This window comes from Erwinia sp. Eh17-17 (assembly GCF_039675725.1).
Taxonomy (GTDB): Bacteria; Pseudomonadota; Gammaproteobacteria; order Enterobacterales; family Enterobacteriaceae; genus Erwinia.
In genome coordinates, this window is the sequence record NZ_JBDFQT010000001.1 from 400,458 (window position 1) to 422,994 (window position 22,537).

Below are 22,537 nucleotides of genomic sequence, written 5' to 3' on the forward strand. Positions count from 1 at the left end.
GCCCCGTCATCCGGTATCCGCATTATTCTGCGCTGTTCAGTTTATCCAGTTCCCACTGCAGCGGGTTTTGACGAATATAGTCGCGAATGCGGGTTAATTCTGCACTGTTGCGGATAACCCGATCGTAAAATCCCCGCTGCCACAAAGGCCGCGGTGAGCGAACCGTTTTACTGACGCTGCCTTTAAACAGGGCGACAAGGGAATTCAGGCCGGGTCCGGTTCCTTGCGTTATCCAGAGAATAGCGTGCAGGTGATTGGGCATCAGCACCATTTGATCGATTTTCAGCGTAGTAAACCTGTCCGGCAGCGTTCGCCAGCAGCGGCATACCGTCGTGGCGGCAGGGGAAGGGTGCAGAATGCCGGCCTCAATTTCGCCAAAATAGTGTTTACGCTGGTGGGTGACAAGCGTAATGAAATAAGCGCCCGGATGGCGGTAATCATAGTGAGGCAGGCGAAGCGATTTCCGTTTTTGCATGATGTTTCTCCCTGAAAACCCCAGCGTAAAAGCCCGGTGTTTACAGGTAAAATATCAAAGAGTGTTTTCCCGAGACGGCTCGAAAAAATGACGGGCTGACCGGAAAAGAAGGTCAGCCCCTACAGGATTCGGGTAACGGTATTGCCACCGGGGGTGAACCATCGTACCGGTTGCCCCGTGTTGATGGTTTCCTAATGTCCCGTAGGGGGCGACCTTTTTTTCCGGTCGCCCCGTGCCAATGGCACAGCACAGCGGTGATGAAGACCTTTTTTTTCGGTCGCCCCGTGTTGATGGTCTGCGCGCTGCGGGCTGACCGGAAAAGAAGGTCAGCCCCTACAGGGTTCGGGTAACGATATTGCCACCGGGGGCGAACCACCGCACCGGTCGCCCCATGGTGATGGTTTCCTAATGTCCCGTAGGGGGCGACCTTTTTTTTCGGTCGCCCCGTGCCAATGGCATAGCACAGCGGTGATGAAGACCTTTTTTTCCGGTCGCCCCGTGTTGATGGTCTGCGCGCTGCGGGCTGACCGGAAAAGAAGGTCAGCCCCTACAGGATTCGGGTAACGATATTGCCACCGGGGGTGAACCATCGCACCGGTCGTCCCATGGTAATGGTTTCCTAATGTCCCGTAGGGGGCGACCTTTTTTTCCGGTCGCCCCGTGTTGATGGTCTGCGCGCTGCGGGCTGACCGGAAAAGAAGGTCAGCCCCTACAGGATTCGGGTAACGGTATTGCCACCGGAGGCGAACCATCGCACCGGTCGCCCCAGGGTGATGGTTTCCTAATGTCCCGTAGGGGGCGACCTTTTTTTTTCGGTCGCCCCGTGCCAATGGCATAGCACAGCGGTGATGAAGACCTTTTTTTTCGGTCGCCCCGTGCCGATGTTCAGCCCCGACAGGTTTCGCGTTGCTGTGTTTTCATATCCGGGATCAGCGTTAACAGCCCGCACAGCGCCATACCTGCTCCGATCCACAGCGGTGCGCTGAGCCCGAAACCGTACTCAATCCCCAGTCCTCCCAGCAACGATCCCAGCATCAGGCCGAAGGTAATCATCGAGGTGTGCAGCGTGTTCACCAGCTGACGATTGCCGGCCGCTGCCATCACGCGCGTCACCATCGCCGGGTTCATCGTCACGCCGAACAGCCCGACGCCAATCACCGAGGCGATGGCGACTGACGGTAGCTGAATAAAGCTGGCAAACAGCGCGAAGCAGCAGGCCAGTGCCAGCAGACCAGTGGCTATCACCGGCAGCGCATAACGCCCGGCAAGCCTGCCTACCACGGCATTGCCCAGCACCGTGGCGCTACCATACACCAGCAGCAGCACGGTCACTTCCCCCTGGCTGAAACCGCTCTGCGAACTGAGGATCGGGGTAAAGTAGCTGAAGCCCGCGAAGGTCGCGCCAATAATCAGCAGGCTGGTGCTGTAGGCGCGCCACAGCGTCGGGTTTTTCAGCGCCCGCAGCTCATCCGCCAGGTTGATCTCATCCGGTTCCAGCGTGGCAGGCACCGTTTTGTACGTCAGCCACAGGGCCAGCAGCGCAATCACCACGACCGACCAGAAGCTGATACGCCAGCCTGCCAGATTGCCAATAAAGCTGGCCAGCGGCAGGCCAAGCACGGTGCCAATCATCAGCCCGCCCAGCACCACAGTAATCGCCCCGGAAATCTGTTCAGCAGGCACTAATTTGACCCCGGTCCCGACCGCGCAGCCGATAAAGGCCCCCGCTACTGCGCCAGTGAGAATACGGGCAACTATCAGCGGCAGATAGCTGCCCGCCACCGCCCCCAGCGCCTGGCTGACGACGAACAGCACCAGCAGGATCAGCAGACTGCGGCGCGGCGGATGCTTCAGCAGCAGCAGGGCGAGCAACGGGCCGCCAATCGCCATGGCCAGCGCATAAACGGTAATCAGATAACCGGTCATCGGCAGACTGATATGCAGATCGGCGCTCATGATATTCATCAGAGCAGCAACCTGGAATTCGCTGGTGACCAGTGCAAAAACACCAAATCCCAGGGTATAAACCGCAGCGGGAAGACGGGCGGGAGACGACGACATAACGTTTCCTGATAATCAATAAGTGAAGGACAAGTGTAGAGCCTGAGACAGCCGCGTCCAGCTAGCCTTTAGTAGAGGGGGGAGGGAAGATAGTTCATTTCGAGCGCACGGCGAATCGCATGTTTCCCATTGCTGACGCCCAGTTTGCGCGTGGCATTGGCGATATGAAATTTCACGGTACTGAGCTGAATCCCCAGGATGATGGCGATCTCACCGTAGGTTTTACCCCGGCTGCTCCACAGCAACACTTCCTGCTCACGCGGCGACAGCGCAGGGCTGTTTTTGGGCCGCAGATGGGTTTTTTCGTGCAGCAGGATTAACAGCATCTGCAAATTCGCCAGCCGGCAAATGACATCATGGGAAAACGTCAGGTTGTCGTGGCGGCGTATCACGCTCAGCAGTGACATCTGTTGCTGCTCGTCGTGAACCGCGAAGGTAAAGCCTTTTACACGCTGGCACTGGCTGCCAGCATCGCATATCCCGACATTAGGACGTGTGCAATCCCGCCAGTTAAACGGGGAAATGCGCTGTCGGGCGGCCAGAGCCACCGGATCTTTCAGATAGCGGCGGCGATCGCGATAGTCGGTGATCCACTCATCTGAATGGCTGGAGAGCACCAGCGCCTCTTCGGGTGCGAGCTTATTCTGACGCAGATAAAGAAAATCCACCTCTCCCAGTTCTGCCAGCCGCTGGTTCAAAACAGCCCCGGCCTGCACGATCTCGCTTTTGTTATCCACGCGGTTTCCTTCTGCCCCATTCTGACGCTGTCTATCCTGACACACTCTCCGCGCTTTTTAAAAACCTTCATCTGGCGTTAACCGCACTGTCACACAACACCTGCAATGTAAATGCCATCAGCAGCAGGGAACTTAACGCAAATTACCCGGCTGCCCACTTTGTCCCGTGGAGATTTTTTTATGCTCAACTTATCCAGACATCCGACCACTTTGTATCAGGCGATAGCGGCTCAGCTGGAAGACGAGCTGCGCAGCCGCTACCGCAGCGGCGAGTATCTGCCGTCGGAAAAACAGCTGGCGGCGCACTATGCCGTTAACCGTCATACCCTGCGCCGTGCAGTGGATGAGCTGGTGGACAAAGGCCTGGTTCAGCGCCGTCAGGGCGTGGGCATCCTGGTGCTGATGCGCCCGTATGATTATCCGCTCCATGCCCAGGCGCGTTTCAGCCAGAACCTGATGGAGCAGGGGAGCCACCCGACCAGCGAACGTCTGCTGGCGGTGCTGCGCCCCTGCAATGCCGAAGTGGCTGCCGCGCTGGCCTGTAATGAGGGCGATACGGTGATCCACCTGCGCACGCTGCGTCGGGTTAACGGCGTTCCGGTCTGCGTGATTAACCACTATCTGCCGGATCTGACCTGGTGGCCGCAGCTGCAAAAGTTCAGCAGCGGTTCACTGCATGATTTTATCCGCCAGCATCTTACCGCCGGGCTGACGCGCAAACAGACGCGCATTACCGCGCGCCGGGCACAGGCGAAAGAGAGCGGCCTGCTGGAAGTTTCCCTGCACGCGCCGCTGCTGTGCGTGCGCACCCTGAACACCTGTACCGACGGCGGCAGCATGGCGGAATACTCCGTCAGCCTGACGCGTGCCGACATGATTGAACTGACGCTGGAGCACTAAATGGAAGCACATAAGGCACGTCAGCACTGGTTATCGGTGCTGGCCCACAGTCAGCCACAGCAGCTGCTGGCGCACTGGCCTGCAGAGTTGCCGGAGTATCAGCTGCTGCGCGCCCCGGAAACGGGTCTGACCCGTTTACAGGCGCGCATGGGCGGCACCGGTCGCCGCTTTATTCTCGGTGATACCACCGTAACGCGCGCCGTGGTGCGTCTTGAAAACGGCGTGTGCGGCTACAGCTATCTCCTGGGGCGTGATAAAGCCCACGCCGAACGCTGCGCGCTGCTCGATGCCCTGTTGCAGGGTGACAGCTCACAGCACTTATATCAGCAGATTATCGTGCCGCTGGCGGCCCTGCGTGAGGAGCAGCTGGCGCTGCGCTCACGGGAAGTCGCCAGCAGCCGGGTCGATTTCTTTACCCTTGTCCGGGGAGACAACGCATGACCTTACTTGCCAGTTTTAGCCACCCCGTTGCGGATTCCCAGCGCGCCTTCCGTCGTATTCTTAAAGCGATGAGTGAGCCGGGTGTGATGGTGTCACTGCCTGCACTGCCGGCCTGGGGCAAAGCGTCGTCTGCCGCTACCGCCGTGATGATGACCCTGGTGGACCACGAAACCCCCCTGTGGATTGACGATGCCCTGCGCGACGACGCGCTGTTAAGCAATCTGCGTTTCCACACCGGTGCGCCGGTCACCGACAGCCCCGATGCGCCGTTTGCCCTGCTGCATGCCCGCTCCGGTACCCGCATCGACAGCTTCTCTCCCGGTGACAATATGTCGCCTGAAAAAAGCAGCACGCTGATCGTTGATGTTCCCGCTCTCAGCGGTGGCCTGACGCTGCGCCTGCGCGGCCCCGGCCTGATGGAGCGCCGGGCGATTGCCCCGCAGCTGCCGGAAAGCGTGCTGAGCTATCTGCGTGACCGCCACCACCGTTTCCCACAGGGGATTGACCTGATCTTCACCTGCGGTGAAAACATGATGGCTCTGCCGCGCAGCACCGACGTGGAGGTCTGCTGATGTACGTTGCGGTGAAAGGGGGCGAGAAGGCCATAGCCGCCGCCCATCAGCTGCAGGAAAGCCTGCGCCGGGGGGACAGTGAACAGCCGGAGCTGTCCTGTGTCCAGATTGACCAGCAGCTGGGTCTGGCAGTGGACCGCGTGATGACCGAAGGCGGCATTCACGATCGTGAGCTGGCGGCGCTGGCCATCAAGCAGGCCTGCGGTGACCTGGTGGAGGCCATTTTTCTGCTACGCGCCTACCGCACCACGCTGCCGCGCCTGGCTGACAGCCTGCCGCTGGACACGGGGGCAATGCGCGTCGAGCGCCGCATCTCTGCGGTATATAAAGATCTGCCCGGCGGGCAGCTGCTCGGCCCGACTTTTGACTATACCCACCGCCTGCTGGATTTCACCCTGCTGGCTGAAGGCAAAGCGCCGCTGACGCCGCGCGCGCAAGAGCCGCAGGCGGCGGAGTGCCCACATATGTTTGACCTGATGACGCGTGAAGGTCTGGCCCTGCGCGAAGAGGATGACGGCAGCGAACCGCTCGATATCACCCGCGATGCCCCTTCCTACCCGATGCCGCGTTCGGCCCGCCTGCAACAGCTGGTGCGCGGTGATGAGGGTTTCCTGCTGGCGCTGGGCTACTCCACGCAGCGCGGCTACGGGCGTACCCATCCGTTTGCCGGGGAGATCCGCACGGGTTACGTGACGGTAGAGATCGTGCCGGAAGAGCTGGGCTTCGCGCTGGACATCGGTGAAGTGATGCTGACCGAGTGTGAAATGGTCAACGGCTTTACCACCCCTGATGACTGCGCCCCGCACTTCACCCGCGGTTACGGGCTGGTGTTTGGCCGCGCGGAGCGTAAAGCGATGGCGATGGCGCTGGTGGACCGCGCCTTACAGACCGACGAACACGGCGAACGCATTACCAGCCCGGCGCAGGACGAAGAGTTTGTGCTGTCACACGCGGATAATGTTGAAGCAGCAGGGTTTGTCTCGCATCTGAAACTTCCTCATTACGTGGATTTCCAGGCTGAACTGGAACTGCTGAAACGCCTGCGGGCGGAATACCAGGAGACGCAACGTGACTGAACTGAGCGGTTACAACCCCGGCTATCTTGATGAACAGAGTAAACGCACCATCCGCCGCGCCATCCTCAAAGCCGTCGCGATCCCCGGCTATCAGGTGCCGTTTGCCGGCCGCGAGATGCCGATGCCTTACGGCTGGGGCACCGGCGGCATTCAGCTGACGGCCAGCGTGATTGGCGAGCATGACGTGTTGAAGGTGATCGACCAGGGGGCGGATGACACCACCAATGCGGTCTCCATCCGCCGCTTCTTTCAGCGCGTCAGCGGGGCAGCCACCACCGAGCGTACGGTAGATGCCACGCTGATTCAGACCCGTCACCGCATTCCTGAAACGCCGCTGAGCGAAGACCAGATCCTGATTTACCAGGTGCCCATCCCGGAACCGCTGCGCTTTATTGAGCCGCGTGAAACTGAAACCCGCACCATGCACGCGCTGGAGGAGTACGGCATCATGCAGGTCAAACTGTATGAAGATATCGCCCGCTACGGCCACATCGCCACCACTTATGCCTATCCGGTGAAGGTGAACGATCGCTACGTGATGGACCCGTCACCGATCCCGAAATTTGACAACCCGAAGATGGATATGATGCCCGCGCTGCAGCTGTTCGGTGCCGGGCGTGAGAAGCGTATTTACGCGCTTCCACCGTATACCAGAGTGGAAAGCCTGGATTTCGACGATCATCCTTTCACCGTTCAGCAGTGGGATGAACCCTGCGCGCTGTGCGGATCGCGCGAAAGCTATCTGGATGAAGTGGTGCTCGACGACGCCGGTTCACGCCTGTTTGTCTGCTCCGACACCGACTACTGCCATCAGCAACAGGAAAAAAAATCATGAAGCGCGAAACTCCCCTGCTGGCGGTCAATCAGTTAACCCATCTGTACGCGCCGGGAAAAGGCTTCAGCGATGTGTCGTTTGAGCTGTATCCGGGTGAGGTGCTGGGCATTGTCGGTGAGTCCGGCTCCGGTAAAACTACGCTGCTGAAGTCAATTTCTGCCCGCCTGGCTCCGCAGCAGGGCGAGATTATCTATCAGGGGCAGGATCTGTATGCCCTGAGCGAAAGCGACCGCCGCCGCCTGCTGCGCACCGAATGGGGCGTCGTGCATCAGTATCCGATGGACGGCCTGCGGCCGCAGGTCTCTGCCGGGGGCAATATTGGTGAGCGCCTGATGGCGGTCGGCCAGCGCCATTACGGACAGATCCGCGAAACCGCCGGCAAATGGTTACAGGATGTGGAGATCCCGCTGTCGCGTATTGATGACCTGCCGGGCACCTTTTCCGGCGGTATGCAGCAGCGCCTGCAAATCGCCCGCAATCTGGTGACCCATCCCACGCTGGTGTTTATGGATGAACCCACCGGCGGGCTGGATGTGTCGGTACAGGCACGCCTGCTCGATCTGCTGCGCAGCCTGGTGCGTGACCTTAATCTGGCGGTGGTGATTGTCACCCACGATCTTGGCGTCGCACGCCTGCTGGCCCACCGTCTGCTGGTGATGAAAGAGGGAAAGGTGGTGGAGAGCGGTCTGACCGACCGGGTGCTGGACGACCCGCATCACCCGTATACCCAACTGCTGGTGTCGTCGATTGTGTGAAACCGTCCCGCCCGGAACCAGGGGCGCAGGCACCATTATTCCGTAATTCCGTAATTCCGTAATTCCGTAATTCCGTAGGGGGCGACCATTTTTTCCGGTCGCCCCGCATGGGGATTAACCTTGTTTGCAGGGAATGAAAATGAATCTGAAACTGCGCGTCGAAAATCTGTCAAAAACGTTTGTGATGCACAACCAGCACGGTGCCGAACTGCCGGTGCTGCGTAACGCCTCGTTGCAGGTTGCCGCAGGGGAATGCGTGGTGCTGCACGGCCATTCTGGCAGCGGTAAATCCACGCTGCTGCGCTCGCTGTACGCCAACTACCTGCCGGACAGTGGCCATATCTGGGTGGAGCACCAGCAGCAGTGGGTGGACCTGGTCAGCGCACCGGCGCGGCAGATCCTGACCATTCGCCGCGATACCCTCGGCTGGGTCAGCCAGTTTCTGCGCGTGATCCCGCGCATTACCACGCTGGAGGTGGTGATGCAGCCGCTGCTGGAGCGTGGGGTGGGGCGCACGGAGAGTGAGGAGCGGGCAAAATCCCTGCTTTCGCGCCTCAACGTGCCGCAGCGCCTGTGGTCTCTGGCCCCGTCAACCTTCTCCGGCGGTGAGCAGCAGCGCGTCAACATCGCGCGCGGCTTTATCGCCGATTCGCCGATCCTGCTGCTGGATGAACCTACCGCCTCGCTTGATGCCATCAACAGTGCCGCGGTGGTGGCGCTGATTGAAGAGGCCCGCCAGCGCGGCGCCGCGATAGTGGGCATTTTTCATGATACCGCGGTGCGCGATCGCATCGCTGACCGTCTGCATGTGATGCAGCCCGTTGCTCTGGAGCACGCCGAATGATCATCAATAACGTCAAACTGATTCTGGAAAATGAAGTCGTTGCGGGTTCGCTGGCCTGTGAAAATGGCGCGATTGTCGCTTACTCCGACACGCAGAGCCAGCTTCCGGCGGCCATCGACGGTGAGGGCGGCTGGCTGATGCCGGGCATGGTCGAACTGCATACCGACAACCTGGATAAATTCTTCACCCCGCGCCCGAAGGTGGACTGGCCTGCCCATTCCGCGATGAGCAGCCATGACGCGCTGATTATCGCCAGCGGCATCACCACGGTGCTGGACGCCATCGGCGTGGGCGACGTGCGCGACGGCGGGCACCGGATGGAAAATCTGAATAAGATGATCGATGCGATTCGTCACTCGCAGAAGCACGGGCTGAACCGTGCCGAACATCGGCTGCACCTGCGCTGCGAGCTGCCGCATGACTCCACGCTGCCGCTGTTTGAACAGCTGATGTGCAACCCGGCGCTGTCGCTGGTGTCGCTGATGGACCACTCTCCGGGTCAGCGCCAGTATGTCTCGCTGGCGGCGTGGCGCACCTATTTTGGCGGAAAATATCAGCTCAGTGACGCTCAGCTCGACGAGTATCAGGTCGATCAGCTGCGTCTGGCGGCCCGCTGGTCAGTGCCGAACCGCGAGGCGATCTCCGCCTGGTGCCGTCAGTATGATATCCCGCTGGCCAGCCACGATGACGCCACCTGGGAACACGTGGTGGAATCAAAAGGTGTCGGCAGTACCATCGCCGAATTCCCGACCACCGAAGAGGCGGCGCGCGCTTCGCGCGAGATGGGCCTTAACGTGCTGATGGGGGCGCCAAATATCGTACGCGGTGGTTCGCACTCCGGTAACGTGGCGGCCAGCGAGCTGGCACAGCTCGGCCTGCTGGATATTCTTTCATCAGACTACTATCCCGCCAGCCTGCTGGATGCGGCTTTCCGTCTCGCCGCCGACGAGCGCAACAGCATGACCCTGCCGCAGGCGGTCGCGCTGGTCACCCGTAACCCCGCCCGCGCTATCGGCCTGGACGATCGCGGGGCGATCGCTGAGGGCAAACGCGCCGATCTGGTGCTGGTGCGTCAGCACCGCGAGCAGGTGTATGTTTCCCGCGTGTGGGCTCAGGGCAGGTCGGTGTTCTGATGGGGCGGCTGATCTGGCTGATGGGGCCTTCCGGATCCGGTAAAGACAGCCTGCTGCTGGCCCTGCGCGAGTGCGCACCGGAGCGGATGATTGTTGCCCATCGCTACATTACCCGCAGCGCCAGCGCCGGGGGCGAGAACCACGTTGCCCTCAGCGAGCAGGAGTTCCGGCGGCGGCGTGAGCACGGCCTGTTTGCCCTTGACTGGCAGGCCCACCAGTTCTGTTACGCGCTGGGCATTGAGATCGACCAGTGGCTGGCCGCCGGGCTGGACGTGGTGGTGAACGGTTCACGGCTGCATCTGGACGCGGCACAACAGCGCTACGGTGACCGGCTGCTGGCCGTCTGCTTACAGGTGTCGCCGGAGATCCTTGCCTCACGCCTGCGCCAGCGCGGGCGTGAGGATGAAGCGGCGATCGGCCAGCGTCTGAAACGCGCGGCGCAGCCGGGGCCGGCAGGGTGCATCACATTGAGTAATAACGGGCCATTGAGTGAGACGCTGCGGGATTTCTCCGCGCTCCTGGCGGAACGCAGCGCGTAGGGTTGCGTTCCGCCTTCCACCGCGGGCGAGGCGCACCTCGCCCCTCCACGTCTAATGGTCAGGATCGCTGGTGACATAGCTGAAAAACAGCTTTTCAGGATCCCATTTTTCTCTCAGCTCATTCAGCCGCAGCCATTTTTCATCAGAAAAACATTGCCTTGCCATTTCCGGCGCAATGGAGAGATCAATTTCATTGATGTAATAGCCGCTGGCCCAGGGGGCGATCGCCGCATTCAGTTTCTTCATCAGCCGTTCGTTTGCAGCGAAGTCCTGCTGATTTTCGCCAATCAGATACCACGACACATAGTGTGGTGCCCAGTGGGTAAAGCTACAGGGTTCCGGCACGGTAGGATTGGTATCAATCACGGAGAATCCGAACGAGCGTGAGTCAACGGCTTCCTGCTCCAGCAGCCCGGCGATAACCGGTAAAACCTTTTCGGGATGTTCGGTAAAGAAGGCCGTTTCACTGGTCCGGCTGGTGCTGTAAGCATCGGTCGCACCCAGCGCGGAGAACAGGTCGAGATAGTTCAGCGACCGGTTGTGCACGCTGTGTAATGTACAGATTTCTGGCAGCCTGCTGCGGTTGAAAATTTCCGCCACTGCTGTCGCTGCCTCTTCAGTTGCGCCAAACGAGATAACGTTCAGCACATAGTGCCAGCGCTGTTCTGCGGCAGGCGTACCGGGGGGCGAGAACCTGCCGAGCGCCCCCAGGATTTCCGACCGTTGATTATTGGCGGGCAGCAGCGTCAGAACCTCTTCAATGGCGGAACCCAGGCGGTCCAGCGGGAAATAAAATGTGTTCATCACCGCGGCCGGTGCCGGATGCAGCTGGAGTTTATAACGCAGCACCACGGCAAAAAAACCGGGGCCAACGCCGCGTATAGCCCAGAAGAGATCGGGGTTTTCCGTGGCCGAGGCGGTGACGATGCGGCCATCGGCCAGCATCAGTTCGGCAGCCAGCACCGATGCACATCCCATTCCGTAGGCGGGCATATTCCAGCCCATTCCGCCGCCCAGCAGAAACCCGCCCAGCGTGACAAACCCGGTGTGCGCGCCGGGGAACACCAGCCCGTGCTGAAAAGTTTCCTCATTGAGTTGCTGGCTGAACACGCCGGGACCTGCCCAGGCGGTCTTTGAACCGGCATCAATGTCGATGGTATTAAACAGGGATAAATCGATTGTCACTGCGTTATGACGCAGCGGTGAGTGGGTAATGTTATGCCCGGAGCTGCGCAGAGCGACCTGATGCCCGGCCTGTGCCGCATAGGCCAGAAGCAGTTGAATGTCCCCGGCGTCCTGCGGCTGTGCGATCACCGCCGGAAAGCGGCGCGGCTTGATGCTGTACCACGTCATTCCCCAGAACCAGCGGAGCCAGGCGGGATCCGACCGCCAGACCAGAATGCCCTTAAAGGGCTGTAGCAGGTCGGGTTTACTTTCTCTGGCAAAGCTGAGCAGCGGGTTGAGCCAGCCGGACGCGACAACACCCAGAGCGGTTATGGTTTTCAGTACACTTCGACGCGTTACAGAGCGTTTATTCATATCACCCTCGGCTTTATTTATTTTCAACAGGTAACTCGCTGAAATATTTCGCCAGCTGTTTCATATCGGCTGCCGTCAGATTTTTGGTGATGTTTTCCATCATGCCGTTTTTCCGGCTGCCATCGCGAAAGGCATTCAGCTGACTTTCTAAATAGGGGGCTTTCTGACCGGCAATATTGGGCCATTCAGGTGACTGGCTGATGCCGCCAGGGCCGTGGCAGCTCATGCAGCTGTTGGCTTTCGCCAGCTGGTTTACCGTTCCGGGGGGATATTCATCCGTCGCGTCAGCGATAGCGGGCAGGGCGGCGCTGATGACCGCGACGAATAGCAGAGAGCTGAGGCGCGCGCGGGGGATTCTGATTTTCATTAAAACTCCTTTTTGTCGATAATCTGAATTTATTTCGTTGCGGCGGAGGGGCCATTTTTTCGCAACGTCTTGACGGCGGATGCCGCAACGGGCGCAGATTCATTTCCCCAGGATGAACGGATAAAGCTCACGACGTCGGCAATCTGCCGATCGCTTAACTGTCCGGCAAAGCCCGGCATGGCATAGCCGGGCCCCGACAATGCACTTTCAGCCTGGGTGCCACCGTTCAGCACGATGCTGATTAACCCGGCAGGATCGGCACTGTTAACAGCAGAATTCAGCGCCAGCGCCGGGAATTTTTTGCGATAACCCAGTCCGTTGGTTAAATGGCAGGCTGAACAGTGTGTTAAATAGATTTCAGCGCCGGGTCTGGACACATCTCCCTTGCTGAAGGCGGTATAGGTCTTCATCGTGTAATAAGGCTGAGACTGGGTAACGGCCGGAGACAGGGTGCGCAGATAGGTGGCGATGGCCTGAAGATCGTGCTCCGTCATATATTGCGTTGAATTGGTGACCACCTCTGACATCGGGCCAAAGGTCGCTGTTTTGTCCGTGACGCCGGTTTTAAGCAGTTCGACCAGCTCATTGCTATGGCTCATTCCCAGACCGGAGCGCAGTTCGCCCCGTAAAGACGGCGCGGCATAGCCGTCAATGACCTGCCCGCCCGACAGGTAGTCTGTTCCTGAAGGGTCGTCATAGGCCATTTCCTGCTGGGTGATGGCGCGCGGGGTATGGCAGGCGCCGCAATGCCCCAGTCCGGTGACATAATACGCCCCCAGCTGCACCGGGTCGTCCGGCGTGTGTTGCAATACCGGGCCGCTTTCTGGCGCAAAGAACCAGCGCCACCAGGTCATGGGCCAGCGCAGCGACAGCGGCCACGGGATGGTGTTTTCAGCGCTGGCCTGCGGCACGGGTTTTACTTCGTTAATAAAATACGCGTAGAGCGCCTGCATATCCTGCTGCGAAATACGGCTGTAAGAGGGCCAGGGCATCGACGGATAGAGCGTGGATCCATCTTTACGAATGCCGTATCTGACGGCATTGTCAAAGTCAGCGTAGCTGAAGTGACCGATGCCAAACTGTTTATCCGGGGTGATATTGGGCGGAACCATCCCGCCAATCGGTGAGGCGATAGCCACCCCTCCACTGAACGGCGGTTCTCCGGCCCGGCTGTGGCAGGCAATGCAGTCGCCGACGCGAGCCAGATACGCACCGCGCTGAATCTGTTCAGGGTCAGCGGGAGGGAGTAAGGTTTTCTGCGAGCTGGCAGGGGCAGGGATGACCAGCGTTGCTCCCCAGGCAATGAAAACAGCAGCTAGCGGAAGAATAATGGCGATTTTAATCCAGCGAACTTTTCGTGAACGACTCTGATGACTTAACCCGCTATGATTGCGGGCAGACAACATCCTGTTTTTCATACGTATGATCTTCCTTAGTAGCCACAGGCTTTAATATTGCAATACTTCAGTCAGACAGAAAGTGAGGATATTTTTCCTGCGGGATTGTCTGTTATTGCTGTGCCATGAGTTTAGCCGCAACGTGCCTGGATAAATTATGATTTATTGCACTAATGTAAATTCCCCCTCTGGGAGGTGAATGGCGTTTTAATACTGAACGGGCAGTTTTAGGTGTTTTCTGGCAATAAAATGAGTGTGGTTGTGCAGATCTATGGCGTGAACTCTTTTTCCCCCCACTTCATCGTGCCCCGTTCCTCTTCCGATTCCACTTCCTCAAAGGAGGCTTGCATATTTTTGAGGCACTCTCTGGCGGGTAAACCTGCTTTTTTCAACGATTCTGAGGCAAGCTTGTAGTAGAGCAGCGTGGATTTTTTGGAGTACTCCATGATGAGAGGGAGTGAGCATACAGTTCCAGTATCGTAGCGTTGGACCAGAACATCTTTGTTGTTAACTAACTTATTTGTTGAGTTTAGTGTTGTAAGAGGGTTTTTGATTAGTGCAAAACCAATTGCCTCTACGAACTCTATCGATTGTGAGTCGCTAAAAGAGTGATTAATGCGTATCACAGTTTCGGATAATTCTTCCAATGTATGTTGGTCCCCTGAGGAAATATTTTGAATGAGATTCGCCCAATTTGAATAGGGAGTAGCAAAAACTAAGTTGGGAATAAAAATAAACAAAAACATAAATATGGCGCGTATCATTCCACCACTCAACTGCCCTGTCACCGGATGACCAGATACGGTTACGTGTGGTATTTCCGATAATGATACAGCCTTCTGAGGCATGGCCCGGCGGTTTGGCGCTTATCCTTTAGCCATAAATAAACGGGTATTGTCATGTTATTCATCCTTAATTACCCATGATTAAAAAATGTTGTCCATTTCCTGGGCAGTATGCGCACGTCCACCTTATTCACCTGCGCTAAACCCCTTCTTGACAATAGGTGCTTATCACTCCGGGTGCTGAGAGTATTTCAGCCTGTCATTTTTCCATCACCCCGTTGTCATTAAACTTTCATTGCACACATGGTTAATAGGGCGCACAGCGGATAACGCGCAACCTGACTTTGGTAAACATATGGCACAGGCATTATTGAAGATTGCCCCCCAGCATCAGACGGCCCCGCAGGCAGCGCTGCGCCCGAAAGTGCTGTCGGTTAATGGCTTAGGGAAATCCTACGGTACGCAGAATCGCGTCCTGCACGATATTAACTTTGATCTGCATTCCGGCGAGCTGGTGGCGGTAATTGGCCGCAGCGGTGCAGGGAAATCGACCCTGCTGCATGTGCTGAATGGGACGATTCCGGCCAGCGAAGGCGAGATCCTCAACTTTCACGAGAATGGTAAGCAGCAGAACATCGTTGAGCTGAACACCCGGCAGATGCGCCAGTGGCGCAGTGAGTGCGGCATGATTTTCCAGGATTTCTGCCTGGTGCCGCGTCTGGATGTGCTGACCAATGTCCTGCTGGGCCGTCTGAGCCAGACCTCGACGCTGAAATCTTTCTTTAAAATCTTCCCCGATGAAGACCGCGCCCGCGCTATCGGTCTGCTGGAGTGGCTGAATATGCTGCCGCAGGCGCTGCAGCGCGCGGAAAATCTTTCCGGCGGGCAGATGCAGCGCGTGGCGATCTGCCGTGCGCTGATGCAGAACCCGAAAATTTTACTGGCGGATGAGCCGGTCGCCTCCCTCGACCCGAAAAACACCCGCCGCATCATGGACGTACTGCGTCAGGTGAGTGATAACGGCATCAGCGTGATGGTCAACCTGCACTCGGTAGAGCTGGTGAAAGAGTATTGTACGCGCGCCATTGGCATCGCTAAGGGCCGCATTGTGTTTGACGGACACCCGTCAGAACTGACCGACGATCTCCTGCATTTGTTGTACGGCGACGAAATTTCTCAACTGAACGAAAACCTCCATTCCTGACTGAGCAACAGCCGGTCTTTGGGGCAATAACACTTTTATGGGACACGGAACTCAGCAATGAAAAAAATCATTCTCGCAGCGGTAATCAGTAGTGTGATGGCAGCCAACGTGTCTGCCGCCGACGCACCAAAAGAACTGAATTTAGGTATCCTTGGCGGCCAGAATGCCACGCAGCAGATTGGTGATAACCAGTGCGTGAAAGACTTCTTCGACAAAGAGCTGAATGTTGATACAAAACTGCGTAACTCGTCTGACTACTCTGGCGTGATCCAGGGCCTGATTGGCGGCAAAGTGGACATGGTGCTCAGCATGTCCCCTTCCTCCTATGCTTCGGTCTACATCAACGACCCGAAAGCGGTCGATGTCGTGGGGATCGTGGTGGACGACGCCGATAAATCACGCGGTTATCACTCCGTGGTGGTGGTAAAAGCCGACAGCCCGTACAAAACCCTGGCCGACCTGAAGGGCAAATCATTCGGCATGGCTGACCCGGATTCTACCTCCGGCTTCCTGATCCCGAATGAAAGCTTCAAGAAAGAGTTCGGCGGCACGGTGGACGATAAGTACAACGGCCACTTCTCCAGCGTGACCTTCTCCGGCGGCCACGAGCAGGATGTGCTCGGCGTGCTGAACGGTCAGTTTGAGGGTGCCGTGACCTGGGCTTCAATGATCGGTGATTACAACACCGGTTACACCAGCGGCGCATTCACCCGTATGATCCGCGCCGGTAATCCGGACCTGATGAAAAAAATCCGCATTATCTGGCAGTCGCCGCTGATCCCGAACGGCCCGGTGCTGGTCAGCAACAAGCTGCCGGCTGATTTTAAAGCGAAGCTGGTCAGCGCGATTAAAAAGCTGGATACCGAACATCACAGCTGTTTCGTCAAAGCCGTAGGTGGCGCACAGCATATCGGCCCGGCCACTGTGGCTGACTACCAGGCGATTATTGATATGAAACGCGCGCTGACCAAAGCCCGTTAATCACCGCTATTTTCTCCACTGATAAGGGCTGGCGACTGCCGGCCCTTGACTCAGGTATCCGCATGACACATCCCGATTTTGAACGCTATTACCAGCAGGTTCGTGGCAGACAGAAGCGCGATACGCTGCTGTGGTCGCTGACGCTGCTGGCGCTGTACCTGGCTTCCGGCCATATGGCTGAATTTAATCTGCACACCATCTGGGTGTCACTGCCAAACTTCTTCGACTACCTCGCCGAAACCGTCCCGGTACTTCACGTTTCCCAGCTGTTTGCCGACAGCCATACAGAAGGATCGCTGGCCTACTGGGGGTATCGTCTGCATATTCAGCTGCCGCTGATTTGGGAAACGTTACAGCTGGCGCTGGCCGCCACGCTGGCGTCGGTGATGGTCGCCGGGGTGCTGGCCTTTTTTGCCGCCAGCAATACCCAGACGCCGCGCGCCGTCAGTTTTGCTATTCGTACCGCCGTCGCCTTCCTGCGCACCATGCCGGAGCTGGCGTGGGCGGTGATGTTTGTGATGGCCTTTGGCATCGGGGTGATCCCCGGCTTTCTGGCGCTGGCGCTGCACACCATCGGCAGCCTGACCAAACTGTTCTATGAGGCGATTGAAAGCGCCTCGGATAAACCGGTGCGCGGCCTCGCCTCCTGTGGCGCATCGTCGTTGCAGCGTATGCGTTTTGCGCTGTGGCCGCAGGTGAAACCGGTGTTCCTCTCCTATGGTTTTATGCGCTTCGAGGTGAACTTTCGCCAGTCCACGATCCTCGGGCTGGTTGGAGCGGGGGGGATTGGCCAGGAGCTGATGACCAACATCAAGCTGGATCGTTACGATCAGGTCAGCATGACGCTGCTGCTGATTATTGTGGTGGTTTCGCTGCTGGATATGTTATCCGGGCGGGTACGCCGACGCGTGGTGGAAGGAAACCGTTGATGATCGGATTAACTGGCAGTGACAAACTGGATGGCATGAAACAGCAGCATCAGGCGCTGTTTGCCATCCAGCGCGCTTATCTGCGCCGCATCGGGCTGATTGCCGCGGCCATTGTGCTCTATTACGTATTTTTCTTTACTCAGTTTGGTATCAGCTGGCAGCAGCTGACCGTTGGCCTGGGCCAGCTGGCGCACTATTTTATGCGCATGTTTGTCTGGCATGACGTGGCGAACTGGCCGTTTGCTTACTATTTCAGTCAGATTTTCATCACGATTGCGATTGTGTTCGCCGGGACGATCACCGCGACGCTGCTGGCGCTGCCGCTCTCGTTCCTTGCAGCACGCAACGTGATGGCCACGCCGCTGCTGCGTCCCGTCGCGCTGGTGGTCCGCCGCCTGCTGGATATTCTGCGCGGCATTGATATGGCGATCTGGGGGCTGATCTTCGTGCGTGCGGTCGGTATGGGGCCGCTGGCCGGGGTGCTGGCAATCATCATGCAGGACGTCGGGCTGCTGGGGAAACTGTATGCCGAAGGTCATGAAGCGGTGGAGCGTTCACCGGGGCGCGGGCTGAATGCGGTGGGGGCGAACAGCCTGCAGAAACACCGTTACGGCATCTTCACTCAGTCGTTCCCCAGTTTTCTCGCGCTGAGCCTGTACCAGATTGAGTCGAACACCCGTTCGGCCGCCGTGCTGGGCTTCGTGGGCGCGGGAGGGATTGGACTGGTGTATGCCGAAAACATGCGCCTGTGGAACTGGGATGTGGTGATGTTTATCACCCTGGTAATGGTAGTGATTGTGATGATCATGGACCATATTTCTGCGAAGCTGCGCAAACGCTATATCAGCGGGCAGCCGGTGCCGTTATTTGGTCAGGAAAAATAATTTGCCGCTGGCAGCGATCGCCCCGCCTGCGGCGGGGTGATGAAAACGAACGCGTTACCCGGCCGGACGCAGGTAGCGCAGCGTGGCATCGACCACCAGCTGACGGTTACGCGCAATGCTCTGCTGCCCGGTTTCATTGCCGCCGAACAACGTGTTGAAGGTGTAGTGGTTAGCCACGTTGTGAAAGCTGATGCTGCTAATCAGGCGATGGACATCCACCGTTCTGACCTCCGGATCAAACTCTCCGCTCTCCCTGCCGCGCATCAGCACCGTATCCAGCACATCCAGCGCGCTCTGGTTCAGCGCTTTAATTGTCTCTGACTGGCTGATGTAGCGGCCTCGCATCAGGTTTTCACTACAGATCAGCCGCATAAAGTCCGGATGTGAAATGTGGTAGTCGAAGCTGGCCTCGGCCAGACGGGCCATCGCCATTGTCGGGGACATCTCGGCGAGGTTCAGCCCGGTTTCATGCTGGCGGATCTCGCGATACACCATGTGCAGAACCTCGATGTACAGCTGCTCTTTATTGGTGAAGTGATAGACCACCATGCGTTTGGTGGTCTGGGCTTCTTCCGCAATCTGTTCCATCCGCGCGCCCTGCAGGCCGAAAGCGGCAAAGGTGGTCAGCGCGCTGGCGAGGATGCGTTTTTTTAACCCTTCGGGATCGTTCTTACGTTTGGCGGGGGCTGGCATAGTGAATCAATACCCATCATTCTTAGTGGAAACCGCCGCCAGAGTAGCGCCTGAAGCGCTGATTTACAAACAGCGCCGCACAGCATGGCGCCTGGCCAGCGGCCGGAATATACGGTTTACAAGGCCATTACAGGGCAGAAAACCACGGATGGGTGCGGTCGGTGACGCTGGCGTGATGCTGTTTAATGCGGGCGCTGAGCTGGGCTTCGGTCGGCAGCGGGCGGCCGCGCAGCACCGCTTCTGCGGTCGCACCGAAGGTGATAATGCCCCGGCTGGCGATATCGGCAGCGGCAGTGTATCCGGCCAGAGCATTCTGTTCGCTGCTGTGCTCCTCTGCTTTCTGACGGCAGCTGACCAGTAATCCTTCCAGTGCGCGGTAGAGTTCGCGAGCCTCCCCCAGGACCGGGATCTTCCCGCTGGAGTCCTTCAGCACCTGTTCCAGGCGCTGAAATACCGCGGCGTTATCGCCGGCGCTGAACAGGGTTTCCAGCGTTTGCTGCCAGTGCAGCCAGGTGCGAACAAACAGGGCGTTTTGTACCAGCAGCAGGCTGGCGTGCTGCCAGTGAAAATGTTCACTCAGCTGACTAACCTGCTGTTGCAGCTCACAGAACTGCGCCTCATCGGCCAGCCGTGCGGGCACCACCGGATTCAGTTCAGCAATGAATGCCTCGATTTCCCGCGTGGTTTCAGGCGTGGTAAGTGGCAGAATTTTTCGCTGTTGCAGTAATTTAAGCAGGCTGAGGTCATAAAAGGCGGCGCTGACCCGCTCCCCGGCCAGTAAGGCGCGATTCACCGTGTGAATCACCTCCGCTGACTGCACGCGGGAACGCTGTTCCAGCAGGGCGGCGTGGAGCTGGCCGTAGGCCGGGGATGGGCTGAGTTCAGAATTCATCGGGCGCCTCGCGGTTACGGAGAATCCGGCCAGTGGCCGGACAGTGGCACAGAGTATGGCAGAATCTCAGCGTCCTTTCAGGTCGATTGGGTTTTCTCCTGCCGCCATCGGGTCGGCGAGCAGTGGAAATGCTGCTGAAACACCTTAGCAAACTGCATCTGACTGGCATAACCTAATGAATAAGCGATAATTTTTATCGGCAGGTTGGGGTCTGAGAGCAGCGACGTGGCGACATCCATTCTCAGCAATAAAAGGTAGTGTTTCGGACCATAGCCAAACTGCTGCTGAAACAGACGGCTGAGATAGCTGCGGTCAATATTGCAGTATTCTGCCACCTCGCCAATAGTAAAACTGCGATGATAATGGCGTTCCATATACTGCACGGCATGGTCCAGGTGCTTGTTGCCACAGCCGTTGTCTTCATTTCCCCCGTCAGCCACATTAGCGATTAACGCATCAAGAAACAGGCAGCTCAGCCCGGCGATGCGCAGCGAATGCAGCGGGTCCTGCGCGACCAGCTGTTGCAGATGCTGACGGGCGTCGTCAGAGGAAAGGGGATCTTTTGGCCGCCAGATCGGCATATCGCGCCGCAGCCCGCATTTTTCCAGGCTTCTCACCGCAATTAATCCATCCAGCTCCAGCCACATATATTCCCACGGCCGCTGTTTGTCTGCCGTGTAGGTGGTTATCTCGTGCGGGTGGATGAGAAATGCCTCGCCCTGACGTACCGGCCAGCGCTGATTTCCGCTGAACAGCGTACCGCCACCACTTATCACATAATGGATAAGATAATGCTGGCGCACTGCCGGACCATAGCTGTGCTGGCTGGCGCAGACCTCATGCCCGTACTGGTAAATGTTCAGACCAAACTGGGCAATATCGTCAGGATGGATATCTTTTTGCATGAAAACTTTCCATTGTTTTTCATGTTATTACAGCATCGAATATCGGCAATGGAGCGTGAGGAAAGCGTGTTTTGTGACATTGCCCGCTGATTTTCTTCACCGTAACCGGTAATTAGCGAGCCAGATCACAGTTCAATCTGGCCGTCATTTTTCACCATATCAATGTCAAAAAATGACATAGGCAGCCGCCCGCCTGCTGCCTAAAGTGAGGGCAACTTCACTTCACTGATGCAAAAGGGCATGACCATGAAAATTACGTTTCTCGGGGCGGGAAGTACGGTATTTGCGAAGAATGTGCTGGGCGATATTCTGGCCACGCCGACATTACAGCAGGTGGATATCGCCCTGTATGACATTGATGCGGAACGTCTTAACGACTCCTGGCGGATGCTGAACAACCTCAATACCAACCTCTGTCAGGGTAAAGCGCGTATTGAGAAATTTGCCGGCGTTGATCAGCGCCGCCGTGCGCTGGAGGGAGCCAGCTATGTGATCAATGCCATCCAGGTGGGCGGCTACGACCCCTGTACCATTACGGATTTTGCGATTGCGAAAAAGTACGGCCTGCACCAGACCATCGCCGACACGCTCGGCATTGGCGGGATTTTCCGCGCGCTGCGCACCATCCCGGTGATGATGGACTTTGCCCGCGATATGGAGGCGGTCTGCCCGGATGCCTGGCTGCTGAATTACACCAACCCGATGGCGTCACTGACCGGAGCAATGCTGCACCACAGCGGAATTAAGACCGTCGGGCTGTGCCACAGCGTGCAGGTGTGTGCGGAAACGCTGCTGAAGTCAGTGGATATGCCAACGGACGGCGTGAAGTGGCAGATAGCCGGGATTAATCATATGGCGTGGCTGCTGAACATCACCCGCCATGGCGAAGATATCTATCCTGAGATCAGGCGGCGCGCGCTGGCGCTGACGGATAAGCATGACGATATGGTGCGGCATGAAATCATGCGCGTGTTTGGCTATTACGTGACGGAATCCTCCGAGCACAATGCGGAATATATGCCGTACTGGATTAAGCGCCACTATCCTGAGCTGATTGAACGCTTCAATATTCCGCTGGATGAGTATCCGCGCCGCTGCATCGAGCAGATCGACCGCTGGCATCAGCAGCGCGATAAGCTGACGCAAAATGAGAACCTCACCCATACCCGCAGCCATGAGTATGCGTCATGGATGATTGAAGCGATGGAAACTGATGTACCGTATAAAATTGGCGGTAACGTGCTGAATCACGGGCTGATTACCAACCTGCCGTCAGAGGCCTGCGTGGAGGTTCCGTGCCTGGTGGACGGGCAGGGCGTGACGCCGTGCTATGTCGGTAACCTGCCGCCGCAGCTCGCTGCGCTTAACCGCACTAATATTAATACCCAGCTGCTGACCATCGAGGCCGCTGTCACCCGGCGCAAAGAGCATATCTATCACGCCGCGCTGCTCGACCCGCACACCTCCGCCGAACTGTCGATCGATGACACGGTGAAGCTGTGTGATGAACTGATCGCCGCCCACGGTGACTGGCTGCCCGCCTACCGTTAACCCCGCAGCGGGAGCGCTCTCTGGATCGTGGCGACCTCACCG

General features: G+C 57.9%; 24 protein-coding genes. 14 read left to right on the forward strand and 10 right to left on the reverse strand.

Annotation, left to right across the window (positions count from 1 at the left end; all coding sequences use genetic code 11):
- Positions 1–22: 22 nt before the first annotated feature.
- The 3 genes from ABEH87_RS01715 to ABEH87_RS01725 all read right to left on the reverse strand — a co-directional run bounded on the left by ABEH87_RS01715 (position 23) and on the right by ABEH87_RS01725 (position 3,273).
- On the reverse strand, positions 23–475 hold the full coding sequence (locus ABEH87_RS01715; RefSeq protein WP_346573348.1) for a transposase: 453 nt from the start codon (positions 473–475) through the stop codon (positions 23–25).
- Between the two features lie 885 nt (positions 476–1,360).
- On the reverse strand, positions 1,361–2,536 hold the full coding sequence (locus tag ABEH87_RS01720) for an MFS transporter (protein WP_346573350.1): 1,176 nt from the start codon (positions 2,534–2,536) through the stop codon (positions 1,361–1,363).
- A 68-nt stretch (positions 2,537–2,604) separates the two neighbouring features.
- Positions 2,605–3,273 (reverse strand): autoinducer binding domain-containing protein, encoded by a 669-nt coding sequence (locus ABEH87_RS01725; protein WP_346573351.1) that lies wholly within the window; start codon positions 3,271–3,273, stop codon positions 2,605–2,607.
- 180 nt (positions 3,274–3,453) lie between these two features.
- Between ABEH87_RS01725 and phnF the strand changes: the two genes are divergently transcribed.
- From phnF to phnN, 9 genes are all read left to right on the forward strand, one after another.
- Positions 3,454–4,173, forward strand: coding sequence for a phosphonate metabolism transcriptional regulator PhnF (gene phnF, locus ABEH87_RS01730; protein WP_346573353.1), 720 nt, complete (start codon positions 3,454–3,456; stop codon positions 4,171–4,173).
- On the forward strand, positions 4,174–4,614 hold the full coding sequence (gene phnG, locus ABEH87_RS01735; RefSeq protein WP_346573355.1) for a phosphonate C-P lyase system protein PhnG: 441 nt from the start codon (positions 4,174–4,176) through the stop codon (positions 4,612–4,614).
- Positions 4,611–5,186, forward strand: coding sequence for a phosphonate C-P lyase system protein PhnH (phnH, locus tag ABEH87_RS01740; RefSeq protein ID WP_346573356.1), 576 nt, complete (start codon positions 4,611–4,613; stop codon positions 5,184–5,186). Before phnG ends, phnH begins: the two co-directional genes overlap by 4 nt.
- Positions 5,186–6,262: a carbon-phosphorus lyase complex subunit PhnI gene (locus tag ABEH87_RS01745; RefSeq protein ID WP_346573358.1), complete on the forward strand. Its 1,077-nt coding sequence runs from the start codon at positions 5,186–5,188 to the stop codon at positions 6,260–6,262. The genes phnH and ABEH87_RS01745 overlap by 1 nt, the downstream gene beginning before the upstream one ends.
- A complete protein-coding gene (locus ABEH87_RS01750; protein ID WP_346573360.1) occupies positions 6,255–7,097 on the forward strand; it encodes an alpha-D-ribose 1-methylphosphonate 5-phosphate C-P-lyase PhnJ in 843 nt (280 codons plus the stop codon). Before ABEH87_RS01745 ends, ABEH87_RS01750 begins: the two co-directional genes overlap by 8 nt.
- On the forward strand, positions 7,094–7,852 hold the full coding sequence (gene phnK / locus ABEH87_RS01755) for a phosphonate C-P lyase system protein PhnK (protein WP_346573362.1): 759 nt from the start codon (positions 7,094–7,096) through the stop codon (positions 7,850–7,852). The genes ABEH87_RS01750 and phnK overlap by 4 nt, the downstream gene beginning before the upstream one ends.
- 139 nt (positions 7,853–7,991) lie before the next feature.
- A complete protein-coding gene (gene phnL, locus ABEH87_RS01760) occupies positions 7,992–8,696 on the forward strand; it encodes a phosphonate C-P lyase system protein PhnL (RefSeq protein ID WP_346573364.1) in 705 nt (234 codons plus the stop codon).
- Positions 8,693–9,829 carry an alpha-D-ribose 1-methylphosphonate 5-triphosphate diphosphatase gene (gene phnM / locus ABEH87_RS01765; protein ID WP_346573366.1) on the forward strand — a complete coding sequence of 379 codons (1,137 nt, stop codon included), beginning with the start codon at positions 8,693–8,695 and terminating at the stop codon, positions 9,827–9,829. Before phnL ends, phnM begins: the two co-directional genes overlap by 4 nt.
- Positions 9,829–10,368, forward strand: a complete 540-nt coding sequence (gene phnN / locus ABEH87_RS01770) for a ribose 1,5-bisphosphokinase (protein ID WP_346574544.1) — start codon at positions 9,829–9,831, stop codon at positions 10,366–10,368. The genes phnM and phnN overlap by 1 nt, the downstream gene beginning before the upstream one ends.
- Positions 10,369–10,419: 51 nt before the next feature.
- Here phnN and ABEH87_RS01775 read toward each other — a convergent pair whose 3' ends face one another.
- The 4 genes from ABEH87_RS01775 to ABEH87_RS01790 form a co-directional block, all read right to left on the reverse strand.
- Positions 10,420–11,907 carry an FAD-binding oxidoreductase gene (locus ABEH87_RS01775; protein WP_346573368.1) on the reverse strand — a complete coding sequence of 496 codons (1,488 nt, stop codon included), beginning with the start codon at positions 11,905–11,907 and terminating at the stop codon, positions 10,420–10,422.
- A gap of 13 nt (positions 11,908–11,920) precedes the next feature.
- The gene (locus ABEH87_RS01780) at positions 11,921–12,274 is read right to left on the reverse strand and encodes a cytochrome c (protein ID WP_346573369.1); all 354 of its coding nucleotides are present in this window, start codon (positions 12,272–12,274) and stop codon (positions 11,921–11,923) included.
- Positions 12,275–12,303: 29 nt separating this feature from the next.
- On the reverse strand, positions 12,304–13,692 hold the full coding sequence (locus ABEH87_RS01785; RefSeq protein ID WP_346573371.1) for a cytochrome c: 1,389 nt from the start codon (positions 13,690–13,692) through the stop codon (positions 12,304–12,306).
- A gap of 248 nt (positions 13,693–13,940) precedes the next feature.
- Positions 13,941–14,459: a hypothetical protein gene (locus ABEH87_RS01790; protein WP_346573373.1), complete on the reverse strand. Its 519-nt coding sequence runs from the start codon at positions 14,457–14,459 to the stop codon at positions 13,941–13,943.
- Between the two features lie 352 nt (positions 14,460–14,811).
- Here ABEH87_RS01790 and phnC point away from each other — a divergent pair, with 352 nt between their 5' ends.
- From phnC to phnE (ABEH87_RS01810), 4 genes are all read left to right on the forward strand, one after another.
- Positions 14,812–15,660, forward strand: a complete 849-nt coding sequence (gene phnC, locus ABEH87_RS01795; protein ID WP_346573375.1) for a phosphonate ABC transporter ATP-binding protein — start codon at positions 14,812–14,814, stop codon at positions 15,658–15,660.
- Positions 15,661–15,717: 57 nt separating this feature from the next.
- The gene (gene phnD / locus ABEH87_RS01800; RefSeq protein WP_346573377.1) at positions 15,718–16,641 is read left to right on the forward strand and encodes a phosphonate ABC transporter substrate-binding protein; all 924 of its coding nucleotides are present in this window, start codon (positions 15,718–15,720) and stop codon (positions 16,639–16,641) included.
- A gap of 62 nt (positions 16,642–16,703) precedes the next feature.
- Entirely contained in the window at positions 16,704–17,570 is an 867-nt protein-coding gene (gene phnE, locus ABEH87_RS01805) for a phosphonate ABC transporter, permease protein PhnE (protein ID WP_346573379.1), read from the forward strand.
- Positions 17,570–18,454 carry a phosphonate ABC transporter, permease protein PhnE gene (phnE, locus tag ABEH87_RS01810; RefSeq protein WP_346573381.1) on the forward strand — a complete coding sequence of 295 codons (885 nt, stop codon included), beginning with the start codon at positions 17,570–17,572 and terminating at the stop codon, positions 18,452–18,454. The genes phnE (ABEH87_RS01805) and phnE (ABEH87_RS01810) overlap by 1 nt, the downstream gene beginning before the upstream one ends.
- Before the next feature lie 54 nt (positions 18,455–18,508).
- Here the strand turns inward: phnE (ABEH87_RS01810) and ABEH87_RS01815 are convergent, their stop codons facing one another.
- From ABEH87_RS01815 to ABEH87_RS01825, 3 genes are all read right to left on the reverse strand, one after another.
- Positions 18,509–19,147, reverse strand: a complete 639-nt coding sequence (locus ABEH87_RS01815) for a TetR/AcrR family transcriptional regulator (RefSeq protein WP_346573383.1) — start codon at positions 19,145–19,147, stop codon at positions 18,509–18,511.
- Positions 19,148–19,274: 127 nt separating this feature from the next.
- The gene (locus ABEH87_RS01820; RefSeq protein ID WP_346573384.1) at positions 19,275–20,039 is read right to left on the reverse strand and encodes a hypothetical protein; all 765 of its coding nucleotides are present in this window, start codon (positions 20,037–20,039) and stop codon (positions 19,275–19,277) included.
- 77 nt (positions 20,040–20,116) lie between these two features.
- Positions 20,117–20,944 (reverse strand): AraC family transcriptional regulator, encoded by an 828-nt coding sequence (locus ABEH87_RS01825; RefSeq protein ID WP_346573385.1) that lies wholly within the window; start codon positions 20,942–20,944, stop codon positions 20,117–20,119.
- A gap of 246 nt (positions 20,945–21,190) precedes the next feature.
- Between ABEH87_RS01825 and ABEH87_RS01830 the strand changes: the two genes are divergently transcribed.
- Positions 21,191–22,495 carry an alpha-glucosidase/alpha-galactosidase gene (locus ABEH87_RS01830; RefSeq protein ID WP_346573386.1) on the forward strand — a complete coding sequence of 435 codons (1,305 nt, stop codon included), beginning with the start codon at positions 21,191–21,193 and terminating at the stop codon, positions 22,493–22,495.
- Positions 22,496–22,537 lie beyond the last annotated feature (42 nt).

Bases quoted from the DNA above. Each gene is read 5' to 3' on its own strand.
- phnN (WP_346574544.1), top strand. From the start codon at position 9,829: ATGGGGCGGCTGATCTGGCTGATGGGGCCTTCCGGATCCGGTAAAGAC.
- phnC (WP_346573375.1), top strand. From the start codon at position 14,812: ATGGCACAGGCATTATTGAAGATTGCCCCCCAGCATCAGACGGCCCCG.
- phnD (WP_346573377.1), top strand. From the start codon at position 15,718: ATGAAAAAAATCATTCTCGCAGCGGTAATCAGTAGTGTGATGGCAGCC.
- phnG (WP_346573355.1), top strand. From the start codon at position 4,174: ATGGAAGCACATAAGGCACGTCAGCACTGGTTATCGGTGCTGGCCCAC.
- ABEH87_RS01825 (WP_346573385.1), bottom strand. From the start codon at position 20,944: ATGCAAAAAGATATCCATCCTGACGATATTGCCCAGTTTGGTCTGAAC.
- phnE (WP_346573381.1), top strand. From the start codon at position 17,570: ATGATCGGATTAACTGGCAGTGACAAACTGGATGGCATGAAACAGCAG.
- phnM (WP_346573366.1), top strand. From the start codon at position 8,693: ATGATCATCAATAACGTCAAACTGATTCTGGAAAATGAAGTCGTTGCG.
- ABEH87_RS01820 (WP_346573384.1), bottom strand. From the start codon at position 20,039: ATGAATTCTGAACTCAGCCCATCCCCGGCCTACGGCCAGCTCCACGCC.
- phnL (WP_346573364.1), top strand. From the start codon at position 7,992: ATGAATCTGAAACTGCGCGTCGAAAATCTGTCAAAAACGTTTGTGATG.
- phnF (WP_346573353.1), top strand. From the start codon at position 3,454: ATGCTCAACTTATCCAGACATCCGACCACTTTGTATCAGGCGATAGCG.
- ABEH87_RS01715 (WP_346573348.1), bottom strand. From the start codon at position 475: ATGCAAAAACGGAAATCGCTTCGCCTGCCTCACTATGATTACCGCCAT.
- ABEH87_RS01815 (WP_346573383.1), bottom strand. From the start codon at position 19,147: ATGCCAGCCCCCGCCAAACGTAAGAACGATCCCGAAGGGTTAAAAAAA.
- phnE (WP_346573379.1), top strand. From the start codon at position 16,704: ATGACACATCCCGATTTTGAACGCTATTACCAGCAGGTTCGTGGCAGA.
- ABEH87_RS01745 (WP_346573358.1), top strand. From the start codon at position 5,186: ATGTACGTTGCGGTGAAAGGGGGCGAGAAGGCCATAGCCGCCGCCCAT.
- phnK (WP_346573362.1), top strand. From the start codon at position 7,094: ATGAAGCGCGAAACTCCCCTGCTGGCGGTCAATCAGTTAACCCATCTG.
- ABEH87_RS01785 (WP_346573371.1), bottom strand. From the start codon at position 13,692: ATGAAAAACAGGATGTTGTCTGCCCGCAATCATAGCGGGTTAAGTCAT.
- ABEH87_RS01775 (WP_346573368.1), bottom strand. From the start codon at position 11,907: ATGAATAAACGCTCTGTAACGCGTCGAAGTGTACTGAAAACCATAACC.
- ABEH87_RS01720 (WP_346573350.1), bottom strand. From the start codon at position 2,536: ATGTCGTCGTCTCCCGCCCGTCTTCCCGCTGCGGTTTATACCCTGGGA.
- ABEH87_RS01830 (WP_346573386.1), top strand. From the start codon at position 21,191: ATGAAAATTACGTTTCTCGGGGCGGGAAGTACGGTATTTGCGAAGAAT.
- ABEH87_RS01780 (WP_346573369.1), bottom strand. From the start codon at position 12,274: ATGAAAATCAGAATCCCCCGCGCGCGCCTCAGCTCTCTGCTATTCGTC.
- phnH (WP_346573356.1), top strand. From the start codon at position 4,611: ATGACCTTACTTGCCAGTTTTAGCCACCCCGTTGCGGATTCCCAGCGC.